Raw genomic sequence first — 24,487 nt, 5'->3', positions numbered from 1 at the left:
CAATTATTTACTTCGCTTTAACCATTTATGGATAAAACCTTTAATCCCTTGAACTTTTGTATCTTTTTTACCATCTATGGTCAAATAACTTAGGGCTAGCCGATGTATATCTTTTGCAGCAACACTGTTTGGAAAAGCCAAGGAAAATGGCGTTTGCCTTTTGACAGCCTGCACTACATGGGCATCTGAGCTTATATGACCAAGATAGGAAACATCTAATTGCAAAAAACGACTGGCGGCCATTCGGATCTTATCACTTGTCACTAACGCTTCTCTCTCATCACCTGCTTGATTCACGATCAGTTTAAAAGAAATCTCCGGATGTGTCCGATTCACAACCTTCATTAATGCATAGGCGTCTGTAATAGCAGTTGGCTCTGGTGTAGTAACTACTAGGCAATCGTCCGCAGAGGTTATAAACTTCATCGTTTCCTTAGATAATCCAGCACCTGTATCGAACAAAATATAATCCATGCTGTCCGCTATAAGGGCTATCTTAGCTGTGAAATAATTAAGATCCGATTCAGAAAGAGAGAACAACTCGTCCATGCCCGATCCCCCTGCTATAAAAGGAAGCGCATTCGGTCCTAACTGAATAATCTGCGTAATGTCCGCTTCTCTTTTTAACAGATGATATAGGTTATACTTCGCTGACACACCCATCAACACGTCTATGTTGGCCATGCCAATATCTGCATCGAACAGCAATACTCTCTTTCCCATTGCTTTTAAAGTTAAAGCGAAATTAAGAGTGAAATTAGATTTCCCTACGCCACCTTTACCACTACACACGGTAATGATACGGGCGGATGATTCCCCTTTTACAGCTAGTTTAGGATCCTGACTGGATACAAGCTGTCTTAAGGATTGTGCCTGATCCATCATGATTCACCTGTTCCAAGAAGCATCTCACTAAGATGTTCTTTGGAAGCCATCAATAAATCGTCGGGTACATTTTGACCATTGGTCATATAAGATAATGTGAGTGGGAAGTCATTCAGGACGTTAAAGAGTGGTCCATAACTTCCCGTCTCATCTAGCTTGGTAAAAATAACTTTATCCAGCTTGTATCTGCCGAAATGCTCTGCAATCAATTTCATATCACGACTTTTCGAGGTCAAACTGAGCACAAGATAGGTCTCACTTCGTAATTCCTTCGCTAACAAGCTTTGTAGTTCTGCTACAAGCATATCATTGCGATAATTCCGACCAGCTGTATCCATAATTACAAGATCACAACTCTCTAATCGAAAAAGCGCTCTTTGTAAATCACCAGGTGATTGAACAACCTCTAGCGGAACATTCAGGATAGATGCGTATGTACGCAACTGCTCCACAGCTGAAATTCGATACGTATCAGAGGTGATAAAACCAACCTTGCGTCCGTATTTGAATAGCTGTTCAGCCGCAAGCTTGGCTATAGTAGTAGTTTTCCCAACACCTGTGGGCCCTGCAATATATACGATTTGAGTATCCTGTGCAATTCCATCAGCGATTCGGCCTGCCAGAAATCCATCCAGTTGTTCTTTCAAGGATTCCTGAAATTCCTCTGGCCCCCAAGTACGTCCTTCATCCGCCCAACGTTCTGAGATATTACTAATCCACTCTTCAACAAGTACAGTATCCATCTCCTGCTCAATCAAAAGATCTCTAAGCTGCTGAAGACTGTCCGGTAACTCTCTAGCCCCCGAAGATTGCCTAGCGATTCGTTCCATCCACAGCTTCATATCTCTAATCTCACGGAGAACATCATTATCAATGGCTGATGCAACGGCGGGTGTCTGTTCCAGACCAAGAGACTCATAAAGGGCTGATACAGATGTCACGTCATTCTGATTTGTTTCAATCGCTTGAAGATGATCCTCGTTAACATTCCTAGATTCTTTTAAGGGCTCTGGATGCTTTATGGTCGATTGCTCTACATCAATAGCTTCAGACAAGGCTGCAGCGATTTCCGCAAAGGACCGAGGCTCCTCGGGCTTCTCTAACGTAACAGTGGATGTAGATGGTGTAGATGAAGCTTTTTGGTAAGCTTGCGGGACAGCGCTGCGCGGAATGTTCATTGCAGGCTTCACAGGCTTTTCAGGAGCACTCCCCTGTTGAGCTTTTTCAACAGCCGCTACAACTTCTATTTTTTTCTTTTTAAACAGTCCTAAAAATCCGCCAATCTTGATTTCTTTTGTACTTAAAATGACGGCCTCGCTTCCAAGCTCACTGCGAATGGAATGCATGGCGTCAGGCATCGTATCGACCACATAACGCTTCACTCTCATAAATTCACCACTCCGACGCTTTGTATTTCAATGTTAGGCTCTAGTTCGCTATAAGACAGTACAGGAATATCCTGCATCGTCCGTTCAATCACCTGTCGCAAATACATACGAATGGTTGGTGATGTGAGTACAATGGGCTGTTGTCCAGACTGCAGAAGTCGATTGATCTGTTCACTTAACCGCTGATAGATCGTTTGAGTCGATACTGGATCCAGTGCCAAGTAACTGCCCTGTTCTGATTGCTGTACACTCTCAGAAATTTTCTTCTCCAGATTAGGTCCCACCGTGATAACTTTCAGTGTCTCTCCTACTTGCGAGAATTGCTGAGTAATCTGTCTAGACAAGGATTGACGAACATATTCGGTAAGAATATCAGGATCCTTGGTGTACGTCCCATAGTCCGCTAACGTCTCAAAGATAGTAACCAAATCCCTGATCGATATTTTCTCGCGCAGCAACTTGGCAAGTACCTTTTGCACATCCCCAATCGCCAATACAGATGGAATAAGATCGTCGACAAGCACGGGATAATTATCTCTTAGGTTATCCACCAACATCTTAGTTTCTTGTCGTCCTAACAACTCATGTCCATGCCGTTTAATGAGCTCCGTCAAATGTGTTGCAACAACGGATGGTGGATCTACAACGGTATAGCCTGACAATTCAGCCCGCTCTTTAACTGATTCGTCAATCCATAACGCAGGAAGTCCAAAGGATGGTTCAATGGTCTCAATACCGTTTATAGATTCATCATCATAGCCTGGGCTCATGGCCAAGTAGTGATTAAGTAATAATTCACCGCCGCCGACTGTATTTCCTTTAATTTTTATGACATATTCATTCGGTTTTAGTTGAATATTGTCGCGAATGCGAATAACAGGCACTACAAGACCCATTTCAAGGGCACATTGCCGTCGAATCATGATGATACGATCTAGCAAATCGCCACCCTGACCTGTATCTGCCAATGGTATAAGACCGTATCCGAACTCGAATTCAATAGGATCTACAGAGAGTAAATTGATCACACTTTCCGGACTTCGTACCTCTTCAATCTGCTTCTCTTCAACAAGCTGCTCTTCGGCAATCTGTTTTCGATTTAAATTTTGTCCCATACTATAGGCTGCAAAAGCCAGCAAACCTGCTAGCGGGAGCGTAGTAATCATATGTATAGGTGTAAAGAGACCTAGAAAAGCAACAGTAACTGCAACAATATATAACAACTTTGGATAGGAGAGTAACTGACCTGTTAATTCTTCTGCCAGATTACCTTCCGATGAAGCTCTAGTAACGATAAGGCCCGCTGCAGTCGAAATGAGCAAAGCAGGAATTTGGCTGACTAGACCGTCCCCGATCGTCAATACGGAATAAGTAGATAACGATGTGGAAAAATCCATTCCGTGCACAACCATACCGATAATAAATCCACCAATAAGGTTGATCAGCAGGATAATAATACTCGCAATCGCGTCTCCCTTAACGAATTTACTCGCACCATCCATGGCTCCGAAAAAATCCGCTTCCCGCTCAACATTGCGGCGACGCTCACGTGCCTGTGTTTCATTAATCATGCCTGCGTTAAGATCGGCATCAATACTCATCTGTTTACCTGGCATCGCATCCAGGGTAAATCTCGCCCCTACCTCAGCTACACGCTCTGACCCTTTAGTAATAACAATAAACTGAACCACTACCAAAATCAGAAACACGATAAATCCAACGGCAATTTGTCCGCCAGCGATCCAGCTTCCGAAAGTAGATACCACGGAACCGGCATCTGCGTAAGTCAGGATCAGTTTTGTTGTCGAAATGTTTAGTGATAAGCGAAACAATGTCGTAACCAGCAATAATGAAGGAAAAATTGAAAATTCGAGTGCATTCCTCGTATTCATAGCAACTAATATGATAATTAATGCTATAGAGATATTAATAACTAACAAAACGTCCAAAAGCCAGGACGGGATAGGCAGAATCATCATAAGCACGATACCGATGATGCCTAGCAAAACTGTTAAATCTTTAGCTTTCAATGTCCTAACCCCCCCGCCTTATTTCCTCTTACCCTTAAGCTTATATACATATGCCAGCACTTCAGCTACAGCCTGAAACAGATCATTTGGAACGACATCTCCAATTTCTGCTCTTTGGAATAATGCCCGTGCCAGCGGTTTGTTTTCCATAGTCACGACGCCATGTTCTTTAGCCAGCTCCCGTATACGAAGTGCTACATAATCCTGCCCTTTTGCAATGATCTGAGGCGCCTCCATTTTGGAACCATCATATTTTAGCGCAACAGCAAAGTGCGTTGGATTTGTAATAATTACATCCGCGTTAGGAACTTCCTGCATCATACGCTGCATGGCCATTCTGCGTTGGCGTTCCCTGATCTTACCTTTAATTAGAGGGTCACCCTCCATTTTTTTGTATTCGTCCTTGATATCCTGCTTAGACATTTTCAGACTTTTTTCGTGTTCGTATTTCTGATACATAAAATCTAGAAAAGCCATGATTAACAGGGCAACCCCGATTTTCAAACCAAGACTCATCGTCAGCTTGGCCGCAAACTTAAAAATCCCCTCCGCACTGATATGCGACAGGGATGCAAAGTTCTTCTTTTCTCCCCATAATGTGCTATATACCAGATAAGAAATAATTAGAAGCTTAAATATTGATTTCAGGAATTCTACAAACGAACGCATAGAGAAAATATTTTTGAATCCTTTTATCGGATTAATCTTACTGAATTTAGGAGTAATCCCCTCTCCCGTAGCCATAAAGCCCACCTGCGCCAAGTTGGATACAAGTGCCATAACAAACGTAATTCCAAGTAATGGAGCTAGCAAAATCAATATTTGCAGTCCATACTGATTAAATAGCAACGTAATATTCTCAGGCGTAACGTCCAGCATCATTCGATTCTGAAATACGTCCGTGTATAGCTTCATAAACCGCTCTTTCATAAAACCACCAAACATCATCAAGCTAACTACCGCAGCTAGCAATACAACCGCACCAGACAGCTCAGCACTTTTGGCTACTTGACCTTTTTTACGAGCATCCTGCCGTTTCTTCGGGGTTGCTTTTTCCGTCTTTTCACCGGCGAAGAGTTGAAGATCTAGTCTATAACGCTTCGTCTTAGGCATAATACTCTCCCCTTACGGTCACCTACGGCTTCTTCCCCATGAGACCCAGTAAATTCTCCATGGATTCGAACATGATTTCGAAGAGATTCTGGAACAGCACAGCCAGACCTGGCATCAGCACTAGAAGAAGTGCAATACCTATGATGATTTTTAGCGGAACCCCTATAACGAATACATTATATTGTGGAGCCGTTCTCGCCAAAAAGGCAAGACCAACATCGGTCAGAAACAGTGCAGTTACTAATGGAGCCGACATTTGAAAAGCTAATACAAACGACTGCGCAAATGTTCGGATCAGAAACTCTGACAAGCTACCATCTACCATACGTAGAAATAAATCATTATTCATAGGAATCCATTTATAGCTGTACACAATGGCATCTAACAAATGGTGATGTCCATTCATACTCAGAAACATTAGCAGGGCTATCATATATTTGAAATTACCGAGAATAGGTGCTGACGTTCCAGTCATAGGATCAATGACGTTGGCAATACCGAAGCCAATCTGAATATCAATGAAAGAACCTGCTGTCTGAATCGCCATAAACATCAAATATCCAATGAAACCTAGTAATAAACCTATTAATACCTCTCTCATAATCAGCAAAATATAACTAAAATCCTGCGGGATCGTAAGCCCTGTTCCATTAGCACTAAAGACTACCAATGCTACAAAAAAAGATATGCCTATCTTAAAAGTTGTCGGTACCCCTTGAGAAGAAAATACAGGAACGACAACAAAAAAGGCTGTAATTCGACAAAAAATAAGCAAAAAGACGGGTAAACTTTGCAATAAGGTATCCATGTTCATTGCTTAACCAATATACATATAGAGATTGCCTAGAATTTGGCTAGTAAAGTCAATTAGCTTCGTGATGATCCACGGACCAAATAGCAATAAAGCCAGAAGTACTGCGACGATTTTTGGAACAAACGCTAGCGTCTGTTCCTGAATCTGTGTCGTAGCTTGAAAAATACTGATTATTAGCCCTACCACCAGACCAAGAATCAGCATGGGAGCGCTGACTTCCAGCACTAAATATACGGCTTGGCTTGCTAGCCCGATTATAAACTCCGTACTCAATCCTCATGCCTCCTCTTAAGGTCAGGTGTTAAAACTAAGAAGTAGTGATTTAATGACTAAGTACCAGCCGTCTACCAGTACAAAGAGCATAATTTTAAAAGGTAATGAAATCATGACCGGGGGAAGCATCATCATCCCCATGGCCATCAGCGTACTCGCCACAACAATATCAATAATCAGAAATGGAATGAAAATTAAGAAGCCCATTGTAAAAGCTTTTTTCAATTCTCCAATTGCGAAAGCTGGCACCATCACCGTCAGTGGAATATCACTGTATGTAGCCGGTTTAGCCGATCCCGTATAACCGGTATATTTCATAAATAACAAAAGGTCTTTGGAATTGGTCTGTTTAAACATAAACTCTTTCATCGGATCAGCAGCTTTATCAAAAGCCTCAGTCTGGGTAATCGTCCCCTTCATATACGGCTGTAATGCCGTTTCATTCACTTGCGCCAAAGTTGGCGACATAATGAACAGGGTCAGAAACAGAGCAAGCCCTACCAGCACCTGATTCGGAGGCATGGCCTGAGTACCAAGTGAGGTTCTAACAAAACCGAGCACGATTACAATTCTAGTAAAACTGGTCATAAGAACTAGAAACGCCGGAGCAATACTCAGAACCGTAACGAGAAGAAGAATTGATATGGAACTGGTACCACCGCTTGAACCATCTTCATTACCGACCTGAATATTAACATTAGGTATAGGATCAGCATGTATCGGCCGCATCATAACTATACTAATGAACCCGAACAGCAGAATAGCAAGAATTAGCTTCTTTTTCATAAATTCCTCGACTCATCCTTAGTAACATCATCCCGTAACAGCTCTTCCATTTTCTCTTTTCGCTCTGGTGCAGAACGAAGCTTGGATTGCAGTGTCTCGTAAAAAGATGATGTTTCACTAAGCTCGATTTCTTCTGATGGAACCTCCCCACGCAGCTTAACCTTAACCTTGGCAATAAGCGGCGCGAGAAAATTATTCTGGTTGGAGGACTGATCCTCAAATGCTGCAATGATCAAAGCCACCTCATCCGGATCAGTGACTTTATCCAAGATGGATATGTTCTCACCAATCCCGATTAAGTAAAGGCTGCTTCCCAGTTCAATAACCTGCATCGACTTGTTAGGTCCCAGCCCTACAGCACCAAGCGTTCGAATGGAGCGCCCGCTCATAAAGGTCTGATTACGACGTCCAAGAAAACGGATCAGCAGCACAATAAGTACAATGATTACCGCAAGGACAATAATAACGTTAAGCAAATTCAGCAGGGTGTTATTGCTCCCGAGCGGTTCTGAATTGAGGGGCATGTCTTTTTCCTACACACCCAACGTTTTGTTGATAGCTTCGATAACTCGGTCAGCTTGGAAAGGCTTCACAATAAAGTCTTTTGCTCCCGCTTGAATAGCATCGATAACCATAGCCTGCTGGCCCATGGCTGAACACATGATGACCTTAGCAGCCGGATCTACTTTCTTGATTTCTTTCAGGGCGGCGATTCCGTCCATCTCAGGCATAGTTATATCCATCGTGATGAGGTCCGGACGCAGTTCTTTAAATTTCTCTATAGCTTGAGAACCGTCCTGAGCTTCGCCCACTACTTCAAATCCGTTTTTCGACAAAATGTCACGGATCATCATTCTCATAAATGCTGCATCGTCCACGATTAGAATTCGGTTAGCCATTTTTACAAAATCCTCCCTAAGTATGCTTATTGTAATTTCTGAATTCGGTCCCACTGGCTGACGATATCCGTAACGCGTACGCCGAAGTTTTCGTCGATAACTACGACTTCACCTTTGGCAATAAGCTTGTTGTTAACCAAAATATCTACAGGCTCACCGGCGAGCTTGTCCAGCTCAATGATCGAGCCTTGAGACATTTCCAAAATATCTTTAATCTGCTTCTGGGTCCTTCCTAATTCTACGGTTACTCTAAGCGGTATGTCCATCAATAAATTTAAATTGTTTTCATCAATATGACCAAAAGCTCCACCGTTAAGGTTAGCAAATTGTACAGGCTGTACATTTACATTGCGATTCGCTTCAGGACTAAGCGGTGGTGTCTGCCCATAAGGCATGCCTTGAGGCGGCATTCCGTAGGGTGGCATCCCTGGCATGCCATACGCCGGCATTCCTGCTGGAGGATAATAATATCCGCCTTCTGGCATCCCTGGATAACCAGGTATCCCCTGCGGCGGGTATGCCGGAGGTGTTTCTCCTGCGGGCTGTGAAGGCGCCTGTTGCACTGGAGGAGCTACAGGAGGTGTCTCTTGAGCTGGCTTAGCAGGAGTCTCTGTTGACGTAACTGCAGCCTCCTGCGCTGCAGGGCTTACATCACCCAGAAGCATCGTTACCATATCCTTAGCGAACTGGACGGGCAAGAGCTGCATAATAGTAGAGTCTATTAAATCTCCTATCTTAAGTCGGAACGAAATTCGAATTAAGGTTTCGTCATTTGGCAAGCTGCCTACGCCTTCACCGCTGGACATATTCAGAATGTCGATACCCGGAGGTGAAATATTAACAAAGCGATTGAAGATAGTAGACATTGATGTGGCAGAAGAACCCATCATTTGGTTCATAGCTTCCTGCACAGCACTAATGTGAATTTCATTCAATTCTTGATCCTTAGGTTCGCCTTCCCCACCAAGCATTAAATCGGCGATAACCTGTGCATCCCTAATCTTAATAACAAGTGAATTAATACCTTGAAATCCATCTACATATTCCACGTGTACAGCTACATGCGGTTTAGGAAAAGCCACTTCAAACTCCCCGCGTGTAATGATCGAAACTTGAGGGGTTGTAATGTCAACCTTTTTCCCTAGTAAAGTGGAAAGAGCTGTCGCTGCACTACCAAACGTTATATTACCGATTTCACCCAAAGCATCCTGTTCAAACGGTGTTAAATAGTCATTTACCGTTTTCTCTGAAGGAGCCAATGAGCCTTCCGCAGATTGTCTCAGAAGGGCGTCGATTTCTTCTTGGGATAAATAATCTTTACTCGTCAAATTCTTCAACTCCTTCACTGACAATCTCGTCTATTTGCACGGCTACCCGGTCTTTCACCATTCCAGGACTTCCGATGAACTTAAGTTTCTCCCCTACCTTAATCGAGAGTCCGGAATCTACATTCCTGTTAAGAGAGATCACGTCACCGACGCTAAGCCCAAGAAACTCAGATATAGATAAGCTCGATTCTCCAAGTTCAGCGACAATCGGCAGTTTCGCCTTATGAACTCTAGCCTTAATGGCTTCAAGTTCATCTGCATCCCGCGTCTTCTTCTCTGTTACAAACCATTGGTGAACAGATAGTCTAGACATTATTGGTTCCAGGACGACGTGCGGTATGCAAAGATTGATCATACCTGTCGTATCTCCAATTTTGGTGCTTAGCGAAATTAACGCAATAGTCTCATTGGGCGATACAATTTGCATGAATTGCGGATTCGTTTCGAGCGCTTCCATGCGTGGATTGATATCCAGCACAGTCTTCCAAGCTTCCTGCAAGCTCTCAAAACATCTGCTGAAGATACGCTCCATGATCGTTGTTTCAATCTCAGTTAAAGCATTAATTTTAGAAGGTGCTGTTCCAAAACCTCCCAGCAATCTGTCCAGCATAGCGAAAGCGATGTTTGGATGAACTTCCATTACCATTCGACCTTCTAAAGGTTCAGCTTCAAAAATGTTCAGTATTGTCATTTTTGGAATGGAACGGATGAATTCATCATAAGGGAGCTGCTCTACTTGAACGACATTAATCTGCACGAAGGTGCGTAATTGGGCTGAAAAGTACGTTGTAAGATAGCGGGCGAAATTGTCATGTATCCTTGTAAGACTACGGATATGATCTTTTGAAAAGCGAACGGCCCGTTTAAAGTCATAAGATCGGATCTTCTTCTGAGTTTCTTCCTTTTTAAGTTCATCGGCATCCATCTCACCTGAAGAAAGTGCAGCAAGTAGAGCATCTATTTCGTTTTGTGATAGTACATCAACCAATTCAATCACCCCCCCATCAAAGAATTATCAGGCCTGAAGCTACATAGAAGCCAAAAGGTATTTGGTGACTTCGATCTGAGTGATTTTGCCTTCGGTCAATGTCTTATTGATCAAATTAACAAGCTTGCTGCTAAGCTGATCTTTGCCATTTGCTCCGTTAAGCTCCTCAGGTTTGGTATCTGCAAGCGTTTTGATAATAATCGGTTTGATTTTGATCTCTTTTATTTTTTCGAATGCTTCCTTTGATTTCGCAGAATTCAGTTGGAAGGCGAAATCTATTTGAACGATATAATCGGGATCAGCAAGATTTGTTTTGATCTCTGTGATCTCTGCCGTTAACTCGACGATTTCATCTGCAGTTAAATACTTGGTTTCCACACTTTGAACCGCAGCATTTACATCATTCGTATCTTTCGGAAAGATCTTGTCCATTAATAGAAATGCGGCTATCACGATAAGTGTAATCGCAAGTAAAATCGTAAGTAACCATGGCAGCATCTTCTTCATGTTAGCTCCTCCATTGACTGGACTTTAATGGTGGCAGCATATGTGCCTATGTCCCTGTTATAATCCCGGATCTTCGTAATAACTTCATCAGCTTTTTCAAGCACGATCAGTCTTTTTCCGGTTACTAGCGTAATATATGTATCCGGGCTTTCTTCTACCATTTCTACCAGTAGGGCATTGATCCACATCGGTGTTCCATTTAATCTCGTTACCGATATCATAACAGGCCTCCTAACAAAAATAGGGGGAGGGGTATCTCCCCCACGACTCCACGTTAACCTTTAAAAAAGAAATTAAATTACTGATAAAATTAACGCTTCAGGTTAACTACTTCCTGCAGCACTTCATCAGAAGTCGTAATGATACGGGAGTTCGCCTGGAATCCACGTTGCGATACGATCATTTCTGTAAATTCATTCGTAAGATCCACATTGGACATTTCAAGTTGACCTGAAATGATAGCGCCTGTTCCAGTTTCAGTATCATTCGCTTCCGTAGGAACAAGCTCGCCTTCTGCATTCGCATTAAGTGACATACGATACAGATTGCCTCCGATTTTCTCAAGACCAGCTGGGTTAGTGACCTTGGCTACACCAATCTTCACTCCGCCTTCAGTCGTTCCATCTGACATGGTCTGAACAATCGTTCCATCGTTGGAAATGGAGAATGCTGTTACATCATCACCTAGTTGAATGGCAGTACCACCGGCATCAAGCACATGAAGTCCGTCAGAAGTAACAAGATTACGTGCAGCATCTACATGAAAATCTCCTGCACGAGTCAAGAAAGGTGTTTCTTGTTCTTCTGAAAGTTTTACTAGGAAAAATCCATCTCCGTCAATACGCAAATCTGTCGGGTTATTAGTAGTCTGAGCACTACCGGCCAAATGGAGCGTATCAATAGAAGCTATACTTACGCCCAGTCCGATTTGTTTAGCGTTCACACCACCTGCGCCATCATCACTTGGAGCTGTTACACCAGAAACGGTTTGACTCATAATGTCCTTAAACATAACGCGTCCAGATTTAAAGCCAATTGTATTAACATTGGCAATGTTATTACCAATTACATCGAGCTTAGTCTGAAAGCCTCTCATCCCCGAAACCCCTGAATACATTGATCTTAACATTTGTGTTGTCCTCCCAGATTATAGAGTCCTAATAACTTACTAAGTGAATGGGACCGCGTCAGTCGGTCAGCGGCCGCCTCGGCTTTCCGTTAGGACCAGCCGGTTATGAAATCACAATTGCACTATCAATTTGCGTAAACACATTATCTTTAATCGAATTTCCATCCATAGCGGTTACAACCGTACGATTGGGGACACTAACGATAAACGCCAAATCCTTCATTAATATCAAGGATTCTTTACTTCCTTTGGCAGCAGCTTTATCCACAGCAGAAGAAATCTCATCCAGTTGTCTGCTTCCAAGCTCTATTCCTCTTTGTTCAAGACGCTTAGCGGCATGATTGCTGAATTTTAGGAGCTTCTGTTGCAGTACGCTCTCAAAGGTTGCTTCTCCAGGTACAGACTGCTTCGGAATCGAAGATCGCTGTAACGTTGAGGAATGCAGGGACGCAGGATACAATTGGCCAATAGTTAGCCTGTCACTCATACTGTCTCCCCGCTTCCTCCGCCATTCTCCGGAGTATTACTATCTGTACCAGAACCATTCTCAGTTGTTGCGGGATTCTGAATTTGTGTAATATCGGTTAAAGCAATTCTGTCTTTCCCCACAACCGCATATTGTATCCCCTTGCTGACAACGATTGATTCAACATTCCCTGTCTTAGGTAGATTTGTGGCGGTATCCGTCCATGTGATATCTTTACCAATCAAGCCGGATACTGAGCCAAGAGACTGATTCATGGATGTAAGCTGTGTAGAGATATTCATCAGCTGCTCAACAGATGTAAACTGTGCCATTTGAGCAATAAATTCTTTATCTTGCATCGGTTGCATCGGATCTTGATTCTGCAGCTGGGTGATCAATATCTTCAAAAACTGATCCTTACCCAAGACAGAATTTCCTGTTGTTTTAGTAGATTCAGGAGTTGTATAATTCCACTGGTCTTTGGTAGAAACAGGAGGAGTTGTTGTTGTCATAACCGTTCACCTCTCTTTCACTTGTGATAAGTTTAAGCTTTGGCAGAGAAGGAGTTCCCTTGATTCTCATCTTCTTGCCCTGCGTTTGAAACCCAATCTTTCCATTCACCATTTAGCTCTGCGGCAAGAATGGCATCATTAGCTTCCTCACGACTTTCTTTGGAGCGTCTTCCCTGCTGACCACTTCCAGAACCAGGTTGGCGTCCTTCTTGACCCCATTGTGAATTGAGTGGGGTGTTATTTTGTGTGACTTCCAATTTTTCTACCTGGAGGCCTTGCGACTGCAATGCCGCTCGAAGTTGGTTCATCTGCTGTTCCAACATATCCTTAGCTCCAGAATGTTCAGTCATAAACTGTGCAACCAAATGGCCGTTTTGCATAGTAATCTTGACATCTACTTGTCCGAGATTTTCTGGAAAGAGTGATATCGTAGCCTCAGCTAATCCGCCTTTTTGCACAATCTCCAATTTACCAGTAATAAAACCGGTCATTTCCTGTGCAAACTGATGAACGGGTACTGGAGCTACTGGAACATCTGCTTTCAACGGAGCTGTAATTCCTCCCCGAAGAGCTAGTTGACCAGCAGTTACAACCTCATGATCTCCTTCGATGGTTGCAGTCCCTGATGTGGAGTCTTGGGCTGATTCTGCCTGCTTCAGTTCTCCAGTTGCGCTGGCCTTAATCAACGGAGCGTTCGTAGGCTCTGCTTCTGAGTCTTGAACAGCCCCTGAGGTCACAGGCGAAGTTAGGACTGCTTCATTCTTAATTGCAGCAGCTTCTCCAGCACGATTACTAAGGTTTTGAATTGTCTTGTCCGTCGTATTACCTTTACTTTCAGTCACTATAGGTTGTTGTACAGATACACCAGAATTTTCATTTAATCTGGAGTTCTTCCCCTTACTATTGTTAGCGGAGGACTGTTCTAGTATTGCTGTGAAATTATTTAACAGGCTTATTCCTTTACTAGCAGCTTCTTCGTTCCCACTGACAGCAGCTTCCTGAATCATAGTAACTAAACTGTGCAAATCATCTTGAACAGCAAATCGCAGCGTATCCGCATTCTGAGCTAACGGTGATAAGCTTCCTGCCGACTCCGTTCCAGATGTAACATCACCCTCAGTTGCTTGACCTCCTGATAGAAGCGCTGATACCTGAAGAAGCCAAGCTTGTAAAGCTACCAGAATAGCAGGATCGCTATTGATACTTTCATCCAGATTTTCAACATCAGCAGTTAACTTCTCGATAAGATCAGAATTCTGCGTATCTTGTCCCCCTTGATCTTCTCCAGTCGTCTGCACTTCATTTAAAAGACCTTGCAATAAAGAGGCTAGATTTCCCAGAAGCGGATCAGTAGGTACCGATGTGGTGTTAGCTGTGTTTCCTCCCATAGTTTGCACTAATGTCTGAGCGAAAGGTACAGCAGCTGTTGTACCAGTAGAAGTAGATGAGCTACCACTTGCAGCTGTTGTATTTGCGCTCACAAGTGATTGAACAACTAAACTCATATTATTTTTCACCTCCTTTCAATATTTATTTAGCACCCATCAAACGATTAACAATCTTCGCAGTTTGCGCACTATCATTTTTAGTCATTTCCCCCAAAATCGAAGAACGAACACTATCACTTACGGTATTCATAATCGTTACTACTTTATCAGGACTAATCTTGTACATTTCTCCTAGTAGAGAAGCTGCATTGGCAGGCGTCATTGAACTAAAGGTTTGGTTCAACTTTTCCTTATCCAGATTTGTACTAGTTTTCGTCGTTTGAGTAGTGCCAGCTTCTTTTTTCAATCTAGATTGAAGAGCAGCAATAGCCATATCACTCGAAGAGGTAGTTTCTTTCAACTTAATCGTGACATCTGCCGCTTTTTGAGGATCCATTTTTTCCAGAATCGCAGTTTTACTCGCTTTATTCATTGCGCTGAATATCTGCACCATCTCTTCTGTAGTCAAATTCTCCATAATCGGTGCAGCTTTGGAAGCTTTCATGCCCGCGTACAGCTTCGCCAGATCAGTAACCTGCTTCTGATAAGGGTCTTCTGTTTCCCCCGTGCTTACTTCAGCAGCTGCAGCAGCTTCCGTCTTCATTCCCTCAATTTGCGACTCTAGCGCCTGAACCTTGGTATCCTGGGCTGTTTTTTCATCTGTGACCTTCTTCAACTCCACTGCCTGCTGGGCAAGCTGAGCTTTAAGCTCCTTAATCGTTGTGTTTGAGCTCACTTCCTGCTTTTTGCTTTCTTCCTTCGGTTTAGATGGATCTGTTGGCGGATCAGGAACCCATTTTTCCAGAATCGGAATTTTATTCGCAACTTCAAGCACGTTATTACGAATGTCCATATTAAAAAGCGTCAACAGTACTCCAAGCAGTACTAGCGTGAAGATAATCGGTATCATTAGAAATAAGAACCGCTCAAATTTCCCCGCTGACCCTTCATTTTCAAGTTCCATGTCATTATCAATTTTAGCCACTAGCGGAAACCTCCCGGGTTAGAGGGATTTCATCGCGAAGCGGACGGTTGCCATCTCATCCAGTTCGTTTTGTTCCCGTAAAATCATACTTTGCTGAAACTGTGTCTCAGCCTTATCTTTTGCCTTCAACCATACTTTTTCGTCTAATACCTTTGTACTTAACTGATCTTGCTTCTTCAAGACTTCCTGATGTGCACTTCTAATGTCCTTATGCTTACGAGCAATGCATATATCCAGGTATTCTACATATTCTTGCATTTCACGAATCTTCGCCATAGGTGCCTTTTGTTCTGCGGCATTTTGTAAAGATAACATAATAGCGCTCCGCTGAAAGGTGAGTTCATCCAGGCTTCTTTCTTGTGCCTGCAATTCTCCAAGCGCGCTTGAGAGCATCCATTCTGCCTGTGTCTTCTCATTGCCCTTCAAGTCAACGACTTTTTGAAAAGTATAATGAAATCTCATGATACTGAATCAACTCCTCGAGAAGTGTGAAATTAAAGACTGTTGAACTTCAGCCAGCGTAACTTTTTCATTCACCTTTTGTTTGGTGAATTCCCATATACTGTCTATATACTCCATCGACTCATCGATTTGAGCATTGGAGCCTCTCTGATATGCTCCGATATTAATTAAATCTTCTGAATCCTTGTACACGGCCATTAGTCGCTTCACATTTTCTGCTGCTGCGATTTGTTCTTCTGGCGCAATATCCTTCATTACACGACTAATGCTGGAAAGCACATCTATTGCTGGAAAATGTCCTTTGTTCGCAATACTTCGATTAAGGACGATATGTCCATCGAGTATTCCTCTAACTGCATCAGCGATCGGCTCATTCATGTCATCACCATCAACCAGCACAGTGTAAAAGGCTGTTATAGAGCCCGTAGGGCCAGTACCGGCGCGTTCTAGTAGTTTGGGTAAGCTAGCAAACACCGATGGCGTGTATCCCCTCATAGCTGGTGGTTCCCCGACTGCAAGTCCAACTTCACGTTGAGCCATAGCATAACGAGTGACCGAGTCCATCATGAGCATCACATTAAGTCCACGATCACGAAAATACTCAGCAATTGTTGTAGCAATAAGTGCTCCCTTAATTCGAATTAATGCAGGCTGATCTGAAGTAGCAACTATAACGACTGACCTCTGCAAACCCTCAGGTCCCAAATCACGTTCGATAAAATCCAGTACTTCCCTGCCACGCTCCCCAATCAGAGCAATAACATTAACATCAGCCGACGTATTACGAGCAATCATTCCCATGAGCGTACTCTTGCCGACCCCTGAACCAGCGAAAATTCCTACCCGTTGACCTTTACCAATTGTTAGCAAGCCATCTATCGCTCTTACTCCAATGCTAATTGGTTCTTGCACTCGTGGTCTATTAAGTGGGTTTGACGGAATGTTAAAGGTCGAACTATGTGGCATTCGAGCTGGAATAAGAGAACCATCTAACGGTTGTCCTAGACCATCCAGTACCTTACCCAACAATTCTGAACCTACCTGTACACTAAGCGGTTTACCTGTACCCACTACATCACAGCCAGGTCCAATAGCTTGCAGTTCTCCAAGTGGCATTAATAGCACCTTGTTGTCACGGAAACCAACGACCTCAGCTTGCAGCGGCTTATTTCCTTTAGAAGGATAGATGTAGCACACATCTCCAATGCTAGCATCAGGTCCTTCCGATTCAACCATAAGACCGATAACCTGCGTCACTTTCCCATTGATCCTTACCGGATCGAGATTACGAAGTTGCTCCTTATAACGGTTACTATCAAGCATCTTCTTCCCCATTTCTCTGCTCATCGGTGTCCAGCGCGATTCTAACCAGCTCTTTCTTGATTTCTGAAAGCTGAGTATCAATTCGGGCATCTATGCTGCCAAAGGAGGAGCGGATTACACAACCTTGATCTTTTACAGTCGAGTCAGGCAAGATTTGTAGTTCAGCCTGCGAGTCAACCGCTAATGACAATTCTTCCCTTGCTGCGTTTACGAAAGCGAACTGTGCAGGTGATACACACAATGAGATCAGCCCCTGTTCACGTTTACGAGCTAGATTCTTCCGAATCAAATCCATTGCAAACTGCGGCTCTACTGTTAACTGTCTGTCCACAATTTTCTCCGCAATATCACAGCTTAACTCTACTAAGAAAGGTTCAGCTTCCTGAATAATGACATCTCTAGCCTTATATGCCTCAGTTAAAACAGCACGTGCTTCATCCATCATCGCTGCAATCTTGAGCTTCATCTCTTGTTCAGCTTGAGAAACACCTTCCTGATACCCTTGCTGATAAGCCTCGGCTTTGATGGCCTCGACCAGATGTTCATCCTGCTCACGGCGCTCTTTCCACCACTCTTCGGCCTCCGCTTTTGAGGATTCAACAATCTGTTCCGCTTCTAGAGAGGCATTCCGAACCTGCTCTTCAGCAAATTCTTGGGCATCTTTAAGCATTTGCTTACGTGCCACCTCTGCCTCTTCTCTTGCGGGATCATGATAGTGAGTCTCACTTACAGTCTCCTCTGGAACGGGCTCCTCAGTTAGGCCCGCATAGTGCCGGGCCTGTTCCAATCTTTTCAGTACATCAACTGGAACATACTGAGAGTGCTTAATCAGCTTAGACAATGATGTCATCTCCTCCGCCACGAGCGATGATAATTTCTCCAGACTCTTCGAGTCTGCGAATCGTACCTACAATACGCGTTTGTGCTTCTTCTACATCACGCAACCGCACAGGACCCATGTATTCCATTTCTTCTCGGAATGTCTCTGCCATACGTTTGGACATATTCCGGAAAATAACATCTCGTACTTCTTCGCTTGCAACCTTGAGGGCAAGCTGCAGGTCCGCATTATCAATATCACGAATAATACGCTGAATCGAACGATTATCCACATTGACAATATCCTCGAATACGAACATCCGCTTCTTAATTTCCTCGGCGAGCTCTGGATCTTGAATTTCGAGAGAATCCAGAATTGTGCGCTCTGTCCCCCGGTCAACACCATTCAAGATTTGTACGATCGATTCGATACCGCCAGCATTTGTATAATCCTGAGTTACTGTAGCAGAAAGCTTCTGCTCCAATACTCGTTCAATTTGTGTAATGACCTCTGGAGAGGTGCTGTCCATTACAGCAATTCTTCTAGCCACCTCAGCCTGCTTCTCTTGAGGTAACGAGGAGAGAATAGCTGCGGCTTGTTCGAATTGCAGATAAGACAATACAAGTGCGATAGTCTGGACATTCTCATTCTGGATAAAGTTCAAAATCTGGTTTGGATCAGCCTTGCGTGCAAAATCGAAAGGTCTTACCTGCAAAGTCGCGGTCAGACGGTTAATGACCTCCATAGCTTTTGCTGAACCAAGCGCTTTCTCCAGAATCTCTTTGGCGTAATTAATACCGCCTTGTGATATATATTCCTGGGCGAGGCATATCTGGTGGAACTCAGACATGATCGACTCTTTTTCACTGCTGTCCACTTTACGGACATTGGCAATTTCAAGAGTTAATTGTTCAATCTCCTCGTCTCTTAAATGTTTGAATATTTGCGCCGATACCTCGGGCCCTAGTGTGATAAGCAGGATCGCGGCCTTTTGACGGCCACTAAGCCCCTGCTGACTAGCCTTTGCCATTAGTTCACCTCTGTTCGTCTGCAAGCCATGTACGCAGCAGATTTACGAATTCGTCTGGCTTTTTCTTGGCCAAACTTTCCAATTGCTTACGAACTTGACTGTCATTCGTCACACTTTCCAAATTAATAGATGGAAATTCGGTAGGAACCTGCAATGGAATGTCTTCATCTTCCTCTTCCACAGTCTTCTTACGACTCCGATAGATTAGATATCCTCCACCTGCTCCAACCAGCAATGCAGCTGCTCCGATAGCCCATAACATCCATGTAGCAAGGCCACCTTGTGCGTTATTAGCAGCGGTTCCGCCAAATTGTTGAGAATACACCGAAACCTTTTTGGTTAAATCAGCGTCTGTATATGTAGTACCTGAATCTGCGAGAGAAGCACGAACAATATTTACCAAAATGTTTTGAATTGCAGCTGATGTAGCATCATCCAAAGTATTTTGTCCTGTAGGTGGTTCAACCGCTACATTTATGGTTAAATCTTTAACAGTGAAGGGACTTGCGATAACATCCTTTGTAATTCGGTTTACTTCATAGTTCCTCGTTTCAGAAGATTCTTCCGAAGTAGAAGTATCCGTACCAGCTTGTGAAGGATAGCCTGCTACATCCTGAGAACCAGTGCCTGCCACTCCGCCAGTTGTATTACCTTGACCCGAATACGAATTACTAATAATTTGTGAACTGATCTCAATCCCCTTCATATTCTCTGTATCCACAGGGGTTACGAGATCTTCCTTCCGGTTTTCCTTGTCAAAGTTCAGCTTCGAAAAGACAAGAACATCAACTTTATCTGGACCCGTAAGAGTGCTAAGGAATTGTTTCACATCTTTCTTTACTTCTTCTTCGAATTTCTTCTGAAGAGCGAAGTTCTCTTCGACTTGGTTAGAAACTCCTGCTTGTCCACCTTTGGCTGTAGGCATTAACTCGATTTCATTATTAGCAATCGTAATGTTATCGATTGGTAGATTTGGAACAGCAGTTTTTAAAAGATTGAAGTACCCATCGATATTATCTTGACTGGGTCTGAAACCCGGATTAAATGAAAGCACTACGGATGCAGATGCTTGCTCTTGGTCAGCCTGGGAAGCAAAAACTGTTTCTTTAGGCAGATTAATCAGCACTTTAGCATCCTTAATTCCTTGCATACGTCTCATTAACTGTTCTACTTCACCGTTTAATGCATTATTATACTTCACATTAAACTCACTATCTGTCGTTCCTATCATTGACGAATTTTCATTAAAGACTTTATAACCGATAGAGCCCCCCTGAACAATCCCCTGAGAACCGATATCCACCTTTATTCGAGCCGCTTCTGTGCTTGGCACTGAGATGCTCTTTCCATCTTGGCTTAATCGGTATGAAACACCTGCTGTATCCAAGTAGTTCATTACTCCAGCTGAATCTGTGCTGTCCAAATCTTGAAACGCTACTTCATACTCTGTCTTTGAAAGCTGCATAGTTAATACTACGATTATTATTAGAATGATAAACAATGTTGAAAAGAATAAAATCTTCTGTTTACCACTAAATCTGTTCCAATACAGGGTAACCTTCTCCCGATATTGGGCAAATCTTTCATTCACAGTGTCACCCCATCCGGAACTAAGCTAGGAATTAATTAAATTTGAGTTCTCATAATTTCTTGATAGGCTTCTATCACTTTGTTCCGGACTTGTGTAGTCAACTGCAAACTCAGTAAAGCCTGTTGGGAAGAAATCATCACTTCGTCTATATTCACTTCTCCCAATACAAATTTATTACTCATATCCTTTGCTTGTTGTTCCTGATCTGCAACTTTATTGAGTGCATTCTCAAGATAAGAACCAAAGCTCTCCATGGAATTAGCAGGAGTGGATGAAACTTCGGTAGATGTTGGTTTCATGGCAAGCTGCTGTACAGCTTGAACCCCATTAGTGATATTCTGTATCAACTGTTTCCCTCCTAAAAGTTTTGTAAGCATAGGCTTCCTAGATTTACTTCGTACAAAACTCACTTTGGAAGCGTTACTTGTGTTAATTACGTTTAGCGCCCAATTTCGAGTGCTTTACTTACCATAGCTTTAGATGCATTCAGCATCGTTACATTGGCTTCATAAGAACGTGATGCAGATAACATATCTACCATTTCTTTGGTAATATCTACGTTTGGCATATAGACATAACCTTCGGCATCCGCATCAGGATGGCTTGGGTTGTATACTGGCTTTAACGGTGAAGTATCTTCTATGATGGACTGCACCTTGACGCCTTCACTACTACTACCGTTCAATTTCGAATTTAGTATATTCGAGAACTTATTACTTTCGGTAGCTTCCATAACAACCAGCTTTCGACGGTAAGGAACGGCTTTGCCATCAACGACCGATGCTCTTGTAGTTTCTGCATTGGCCACGTTGGAGGAAATCACGTCCATCCGCAATCGTTGAGCTGTTAATGCTGATGCACTTATCCCAAAACTACTCCCAAAATTCATGCAATCTTATCCTCCTTGAATTACAGCTCGCATCATCGAAATCTGACTGTTGATCTGCTCGACATAAGAACTATACCTGAGTTGGTTCTCAGCGCTTAACGCCATTTCTCGTTCTACATCCACATTGTTGTCGTTATTATTCATAGAAGTAGTTTCATCCGTACTAACGACAGCAGCTGGTACAATGCTATTGATACCAAATTGATAATGTCGGGAGTCCGTTACCTTCGCGTTAAGTGTAGGTTTTATTCCACTTTCCTGTTGCTGAAGGAAACTTTCGAATGAAACATCAGAACGTTTGAAATTTGGCGTATCTTCGTTAGCCACGTTATTTGCTAGAACATTTTGTCGTTTGTAGGCAGCATCGATGCCTCCCTGTAATCGTTGAAAACTGACACTATTCAGCAATCCCAAGATAATTCCTCCTTTCAAAGCTATCATAATGAATAGAATTCCACAACTTCCCTTAAAAAACCTGCTTGATTTCGACAAATAAAGTATAAAAGTCCTCTATTTATCAATTTTCACGTCGAACCTTGTCGCAAAGTATAACTTATTAGTATTTCACATACATTGATTTTCATTTAATTTGTATATTATTACAATAAGAAATAAGCCCTATCTTTTTAGAAAAGACAGGGCTTTTAGCACTTTATTACTATTTTATTCCTTTTTTAACTCAAAAACTTCTTTTTAATTGCATGTTTTTACATTTTTTTACCTTTTAATGACACTGAATTGTAATTTTCTAATACGTTATGCCCAAATTCAAATAAATAAAATTTGTCGCATTAAAGAATGTACTGACTTAAATCACGATCTTGTGCAATACTTGCCAATTTTTCACGCACATACTCCGGTGTTATAACCATAGTGTCCAGAGTTAGCTCAGGTGCTTCAAAAGATAGATCCTCCAATAGCTTCTCCAAAATGGTATGAAGTCGCCGAGCACCTATATTCTCCATATTTTGATTCACTGAAGCAGCTATTTTGGCAATTTCATAAATAGCATCCTTCTGGAACTCAACTTCAATGTCCTCGGTCTTTAACAAATTAACATATTGTTTCGTCAAAGCATTCTCCGGCTCCGTTAAAATGGATACGAAATCCTCAAGTGTCAGACTGCTTAGTTCTACACGAATCGGAAAACGTCCCTGAAGCTCAGGAATCAGATCAGAAGGTTTAGCAACATGAAAAGCCCCGGCAGCCATAAAGAGCACATAGTCCGTCTTCACAGGACCGTATTTTGTCATGATTGTTGAACCCTCTACAATTGGAAGGATATCTCTTTGCACACCTTCACGTGATACATCGGGGCCAGAACCCTTACCTTGACTTGCTACCTTATCAATCTCATCGATAAAAATAATACCCGATTGTTCAGCACGTGTCACAGATTCCTGAATGACATCGTCCATATCAATCAGTTTGGTCGCTTCATCCTGAATCAGCACTTTACGAGCCTCACGGATAGGAAGCTTACGCTTCTTCGTCCGCTTCGGAAGTAAACTACCAAACATTTCTTGCATATTCATCCCCATCTGGTCGTTCCCTTGCCCTGCAAACATATCCAGCATAGACGGCGCCGTATCCTCAACATCTATTTCAATGGTATCTTCTTCCAATTGACCAGCTAGCAGCTTAAATCTAACCCCGCGGCGGCGTTCACTCAAGCTTCCATCTGGTTCGGAATCTTCTTTAGAGTCCTCTTGTGAAGAATTCCCGCCAAAAATCATCTCAAAAGGATTCTTCTGAGATTTATTCTTTGAAGACGAAGGCACTAAAATAGAAACAATCCGCTCGTTAGCCAGTTCTTCTGCACGGTCCTTCACCTTTTCCGTACGTTCTAGCTTCACCATACGAATGGAGGTCTCAACCAGATCACGCACCATAGACTCCACATCTCGCCCTACATAACCCACCTCAGTGAATTTAGTAGCCTCCACTTTAATGAACGGAGCATTAACAAGCTTGGCTAAACGCCGGGCAATTTCGGTTTTCCCTACACCAGTAGGTCCGATCATCAAGATGTTCTTAGGAACAACTTCATCACGCAGTTCCTCAGCCAGCAGACTGCGCCGATAACGATTACGAAGGGCAACAGCTACCGATTTCTTAGCTTGTTTCTGACCTACAATATATTTATCCAATTCAGCTACGATTTGACGGGGTGTTAGCGATTGATTCACCATCGTGAATTCCTCCTTGTCTCTATGGCACTGAGCCTATAATTGCTCAACAATAATATTGGAGTTAGTATACACACATATTTCTGATGCAATCTGAAGAGCCTCACGAGCGATATCCGCAGCAGCAAGATTTGGAGCATGACGTTTGAGCGCGCGACCGGAAGCAAGTGCAAAGTTACCACCGGAACCAATAGCGAGCACATCATCATCTGGCTCGATAATTTCACCATTTCCGGAGATCAAGAGCATTCCTTCCTTGTCCATAACAATCATTAGTGCCTCAAGTTTACGAAGAATACGATCTTGACGCCAGTCTTTCGCTAATTCTACGGCTGCCCGTTGCAGGTTTCCATGATGCTCCTCCAACTTGCCTTCAAATTTTTCGAACAAAGTGATAGCATCCGCCACAGATCCTGCGAACCCTGCTATTACTTGTCCTCTGTATAAGCGACGGACTTTTCTCGCCGTCGTCTTCATAATTACACTCTCTCCGAATGTAACCTGACCATCACCTGCTATAGCTGCCTGTCCGTTATGTCTTACAGCACAAATTGTAGTCGCATGAAAGCTGGGTACCATGATTGTAGTTACCT

General features: G+C 42.9%; 28 protein-coding genes. All 28 read right to left on the bottom strand.

Translation table 11 applies throughout. From position 1 onward, the window contains the following. Window positions 1-3 precede the first annotated feature (3 nt). Window positions 4-885, bottom strand: a complete 882-nt coding sequence (locus tag UQ64_RS08970) for a MinD/ParA family protein (RefSeq protein ID WP_060623069.1) — start codon at window positions 883-885, stop codon at window positions 4-6. After that, entirely contained in the window at window positions 882-2,273 is a 1,392-nt protein-coding gene (gene flhF / locus UQ64_RS08965) for a flagellar biosynthesis GTPase FlhF (protein ID WP_060623068.1), read from the bottom strand. Before flhF ends, UQ64_RS08970 begins: the two co-directional genes overlap by 4 nt. Further along, the gene (flhA, locus tag UQ64_RS08960; protein ID WP_060623067.1) at window positions 2,270-4,303 is read right to left on the bottom strand and encodes a flagellar biosynthesis protein FlhA; all 2,034 of its coding nucleotides are present in this window, start codon (window positions 4,301-4,303) and stop codon (window positions 2,270-2,272) included. The genes flhF and flhA overlap by 4 nt, the downstream gene beginning before the upstream one ends. Window positions 4,304-4,321: 18 nt before the next feature. Further along, window positions 4,322-5,416 (bottom strand): flagellar biosynthesis protein FlhB, encoded by a 1,095-nt coding sequence (gene flhB, locus UQ64_RS08955; RefSeq protein WP_042189439.1) that lies wholly within the window; start codon window positions 5,414-5,416, stop codon window positions 4,322-4,324. Between the two features lie 22 nt (window positions 5,417-5,438). Next, window positions 5,439-6,224, bottom strand: coding sequence for a flagellar biosynthetic protein FliR (fliR, locus tag UQ64_RS08950; protein WP_060623066.1), 786 nt, complete (start codon window positions 6,222-6,224; stop codon window positions 5,439-5,441). 9 nt (window positions 6,225-6,233) lie between these two features. Beyond that, complete coding sequence (fliQ, locus tag UQ64_RS08945; protein WP_036688516.1) at window positions 6,234-6,503, bottom strand: flagellar biosynthesis protein FliQ; 270 nt, start codon at window positions 6,501-6,503, stop codon at window positions 6,234-6,236. A 21-nt stretch (window positions 6,504-6,524) separates the two neighbouring features. Further along, entirely contained in the window at window positions 6,525-7,289 is a 765-nt protein-coding gene (fliP, locus tag UQ64_RS08940; protein WP_042189441.1) for a flagellar type III secretion system pore protein FliP, read from the bottom strand. Beyond that, the gene (locus UQ64_RS08935) at window positions 7,286-7,813 is read right to left on the bottom strand and encodes a flagellar biosynthetic protein FliO (RefSeq protein WP_042189442.1); all 528 of its coding nucleotides are present in this window, start codon (window positions 7,811-7,813) and stop codon (window positions 7,286-7,288) included. The genes fliP and UQ64_RS08935 overlap by 4 nt, the downstream gene beginning before the upstream one ends. A 9-nt stretch (window positions 7,814-7,822) precedes the next feature. Then, on the bottom strand, window positions 7,823-8,188 hold the full coding sequence (locus tag UQ64_RS08930) for a response regulator (RefSeq protein ID WP_036688523.1): 366 nt from the start codon (window positions 8,186-8,188) through the stop codon (window positions 7,823-7,825). 26 nt (window positions 8,189-8,214) lie between these two features. Further along, on the bottom strand, window positions 8,215-9,516 hold the full coding sequence (gene fliY, locus UQ64_RS08925) for a flagellar motor switch phosphatase FliY (RefSeq protein ID WP_060623065.1): 1,302 nt from the start codon (window positions 9,514-9,516) through the stop codon (window positions 8,215-8,217). Continuing rightward, a complete protein-coding gene (gene fliM / locus UQ64_RS08920; RefSeq protein ID WP_060623064.1) occupies window positions 9,506-10,504 on the bottom strand; it encodes a flagellar motor switch protein FliM in 999 nt (332 codons plus the stop codon). The genes fliY and fliM overlap by 11 nt, the downstream gene beginning before the upstream one ends. Before the next feature lie 39 nt (window positions 10,505-10,543). Next, the gene (locus UQ64_RS08915) at window positions 10,544-11,011 is read right to left on the bottom strand and encodes a flagellar basal body-associated FliL family protein (RefSeq protein ID WP_060623063.1); all 468 of its coding nucleotides are present in this window, start codon (window positions 11,009-11,011) and stop codon (window positions 10,544-10,546) included. Then, the gene (locus tag UQ64_RS08910) at window positions 11,008-11,232 is read right to left on the bottom strand and encodes a flagellar FlbD family protein (RefSeq protein ID WP_042128923.1); all 225 of its coding nucleotides are present in this window, start codon (window positions 11,230-11,232) and stop codon (window positions 11,008-11,010) included. Before UQ64_RS08910 ends, UQ64_RS08915 begins: the two co-directional genes overlap by 4 nt. Window positions 11,233-11,321: 89 nt before the next feature. Then, complete coding sequence (flgG, locus tag UQ64_RS08905) at window positions 11,322-12,140, bottom strand: flagellar basal body rod protein FlgG (protein WP_060623062.1); 819 nt, start codon at window positions 12,138-12,140, stop codon at window positions 11,322-11,324. Window positions 12,141-12,243: 103 nt separating this feature from the next. Continuing rightward, window positions 12,244-12,627: a TIGR02530 family flagellar biosynthesis protein gene (locus UQ64_RS08900; RefSeq protein ID WP_060623061.1), complete on the bottom strand. Its 384-nt coding sequence runs from the start codon at window positions 12,625-12,627 to the stop codon at window positions 12,244-12,246. Next, on the bottom strand, window positions 12,624-13,118 hold the full coding sequence (locus UQ64_RS08895; RefSeq protein ID WP_082651032.1) for a flagellar hook capping FlgD N-terminal domain-containing protein: 495 nt from the start codon (window positions 13,116-13,118) through the stop codon (window positions 12,624-12,626). The genes UQ64_RS08900 and UQ64_RS08895 overlap by 4 nt, the downstream gene beginning before the upstream one ends. A gap of 32 nt (window positions 13,119-13,150) precedes the next feature. Beyond that, on the bottom strand, window positions 13,151-14,623 hold the full coding sequence (locus UQ64_RS08890; protein WP_060623060.1) for a flagellar hook-length control protein FliK: 1,473 nt from the start codon (window positions 14,621-14,623) through the stop codon (window positions 13,151-13,153). 25 nt (window positions 14,624-14,648) lie between these two features. Then, window positions 14,649-15,569: a MotE family protein gene (locus tag UQ64_RS08885; RefSeq protein WP_060623280.1), complete on the bottom strand. Its 921-nt coding sequence runs from the start codon at window positions 15,567-15,569 to the stop codon at window positions 14,649-14,651. Window positions 15,570-15,608: 39 nt separating this feature from the next. Next, complete coding sequence (gene fliJ / locus UQ64_RS08880; protein ID WP_060623059.1) at window positions 15,609-16,052, bottom strand: flagellar export protein FliJ; 444 nt, start codon at window positions 16,050-16,052, stop codon at window positions 15,609-15,611. Window positions 16,053-16,061: 9 nt separating this feature from the next. After that, window positions 16,062-17,399: a flagellar protein export ATPase FliI gene (gene fliI / locus UQ64_RS08875; RefSeq protein ID WP_280818170.1), complete on the bottom strand. Its 1,338-nt coding sequence runs from the start codon at window positions 17,397-17,399 to the stop codon at window positions 16,062-16,064. After that, on the bottom strand, window positions 17,368-18,216 hold the full coding sequence (locus UQ64_RS08870) for a FliH/SctL family protein (RefSeq protein ID WP_060623057.1): 849 nt from the start codon (window positions 18,214-18,216) through the stop codon (window positions 17,368-17,370). Before UQ64_RS08870 ends, fliI begins: the two co-directional genes overlap by 32 nt. Further along, on the bottom strand, window positions 18,209-19,225 hold the full coding sequence (gene fliG, locus UQ64_RS08865) for a flagellar motor switch protein FliG (RefSeq protein ID WP_042128934.1): 1,017 nt from the start codon (window positions 19,223-19,225) through the stop codon (window positions 18,209-18,211). Before fliG ends, UQ64_RS08870 begins: the two co-directional genes overlap by 8 nt. A gap of 4 nt (window positions 19,226-19,229) precedes the next feature. Next, entirely contained in the window at window positions 19,230-20,816 is a 1,587-nt protein-coding gene (gene fliF / locus UQ64_RS08860; RefSeq protein ID WP_060623056.1) for a flagellar basal-body MS-ring/collar protein FliF, read from the bottom strand. Window positions 20,817-20,851: 35 nt separating this feature from the next. Continuing rightward, window positions 20,852-21,163: a flagellar hook-basal body complex protein FliE gene (fliE, locus tag UQ64_RS08855; RefSeq protein WP_060623055.1), complete on the bottom strand. Its 312-nt coding sequence runs from the start codon at window positions 21,161-21,163 to the stop codon at window positions 20,852-20,854. Between the two features lie 92 nt (window positions 21,164-21,255). After that, window positions 21,256-21,705, bottom strand: a complete 450-nt coding sequence (gene flgC, locus UQ64_RS08850) for a flagellar basal body rod protein FlgC (protein ID WP_042189452.1) — start codon at window positions 21,703-21,705, stop codon at window positions 21,256-21,258. A gap of 6 nt (window positions 21,706-21,711) precedes the next feature. Then, entirely contained in the window at window positions 21,712-22,119 is a 408-nt protein-coding gene (gene flgB / locus UQ64_RS08845; RefSeq protein WP_060623054.1) for a flagellar basal body rod protein FlgB, read from the bottom strand. Between the two features lie 377 nt (window positions 22,120-22,496). Then, window positions 22,497-23,897: an ATP-dependent protease ATPase subunit HslU gene (gene hslU / locus UQ64_RS08840; RefSeq protein WP_060623053.1), complete on the bottom strand. Its 1,401-nt coding sequence runs from the start codon at window positions 23,895-23,897 to the stop codon at window positions 22,497-22,499. A 33-nt stretch (window positions 23,898-23,930) separates the two neighbouring features. Beyond that, the gene (gene hslV, locus UQ64_RS08835; protein WP_042189455.1) at window positions 23,931-24,473 is read right to left on the bottom strand and encodes an ATP-dependent protease subunit HslV; all 543 of its coding nucleotides are present in this window, start codon (window positions 24,471-24,473) and stop codon (window positions 23,931-23,933) included. Window positions 24,474-24,487 lie beyond the last annotated feature (14 nt).

The sequence above is a fragment of the Paenibacillus etheri genome (genome assembly GCF_001012825.1).
GTDB classification, from domain to species: domain Bacteria; phylum Bacillota; class Bacilli; order Paenibacillales; family Paenibacillaceae; genus Paenibacillus_AQ; species Paenibacillus_AQ etheri.
Note: the sequence above shows the minus strand (reverse complement) of the source record. Positions and strands in the feature narration are given on the sequence as shown.

What these genes read in the sequence shown, in the direction of transcription:
- UQ64_RS08970 (WP_060623069.1), bottom strand. Translation starts at nt 885, where the DNA reads ATGATGGATCAGGCACAATCCTTAAGACAGCTTGTATCCAGTCAGGAT.
- flhF (WP_060623068.1), bottom strand. Translation starts at nt 2,273, where the DNA reads ATGAGAGTGAAGCGTTATGTGGTCGATACGATGCCTGACGCCATGCAT.
- flhB (WP_042189439.1), bottom strand. Translation starts at nt 5,416, where the DNA reads ATGCCTAAGACGAAGCGTTATAGACTAGATCTTCAACTCTTCGCCGGT.
- fliR (WP_060623066.1), bottom strand. Translation starts at nt 6,224, where the DNA reads ATGGATACCTTATTGCAAAGTTTACCCGTCTTTTTGCTTATTTTTTGT.
- fliP (WP_042189441.1), bottom strand. Translation starts at nt 7,289, where the DNA reads ATGAAAAAGAAGCTAATTCTTGCTATTCTGCTGTTCGGGTTCATTAGT.
- UQ64_RS08935 (WP_042189442.1), bottom strand. Translation starts at nt 7,813, where the DNA reads ATGCCCCTCAATTCAGAACCGCTCGGGAGCAATAACACCCTGCTGAAT.
- UQ64_RS08930 (WP_036688523.1), bottom strand. Translation starts at nt 8,188, where the DNA reads ATGGCTAACCGAATTCTAATCGTGGACGATGCAGCATTTATGAGAATG.
- UQ64_RS08915 (WP_060623063.1), bottom strand. Translation starts at nt 11,011, where the DNA reads ATGAAGAAGATGCTGCCATGGTTACTTACGATTTTACTTGCGATTACA.
- UQ64_RS08910 (WP_042128923.1), bottom strand. Translation starts at nt 11,232, where the DNA reads ATGATATCGGTAACGAGATTAAATGGAACACCGATGTGGATCAATGCC.
- flgG (WP_060623062.1), bottom strand. Translation starts at nt 12,140, where the DNA reads ATGTTAAGATCAATGTATTCAGGGGTTTCGGGGATGAGAGGCTTTCAG.
- UQ64_RS08900 (WP_060623061.1), bottom strand. Translation starts at nt 12,627, where the DNA reads ATGAGTGACAGGCTAACTATTGGCCAATTGTATCCTGCGTCCCTGCAT.
- UQ64_RS08895 (WP_082651032.1), bottom strand. Translation starts at nt 13,118, where the DNA reads ATGACAACAACAACTCCTCCTGTTTCTACCAAAGACCAGTGGAATTAT.
- UQ64_RS08890 (WP_060623060.1), bottom strand. Translation starts at nt 14,623, where the DNA reads ATGAGTTTAGTTGTTCAATCACTTGTGAGCGCAAATACAACAGCTGCA.
- UQ64_RS08885 (WP_060623280.1), bottom strand. Translation starts at nt 15,569, where the DNA reads ATGGAACTTGAAAATGAAGGGTCAGCGGGGAAATTTGAGCGGTTCTTA.
- fliJ (WP_060623059.1), bottom strand. Translation starts at nt 16,052, where the DNA reads ATGAGATTTCATTATACTTTTCAAAAAGTCGTTGACTTGAAGGGCAAT.
- fliI (WP_280818170.1), bottom strand. Translation starts at nt 17,399, where the DNA reads ATGAGCAGAGAAATGGGGAAGAAGATGCTTGATAGTAACCGTTATAAG.
- fliG (WP_042128934.1), bottom strand. Translation starts at nt 19,225, where the DNA reads ATGGCAAAGGCTAGTCAGCAGGGGCTTAGTGGCCGTCAAAAGGCCGCG.
- flgC (WP_042189452.1), bottom strand. Translation starts at nt 21,705, where the DNA reads ATGAATTTTGGGAGTAGTTTTGGGATAAGTGCATCAGCATTAACAGCT.
- hslU (WP_060623053.1), bottom strand. Translation starts at nt 23,897, where the DNA reads ATGGTGAATCAATCGCTAACACCCCGTCAAATCGTAGCTGAATTGGAT.
- hslV (WP_042189455.1), bottom strand. Translation starts at nt 24,473, where the DNA reads ATGGTACCCAGCTTTCATGCGACTACAATTTGTGCTGTAAGACATAAC.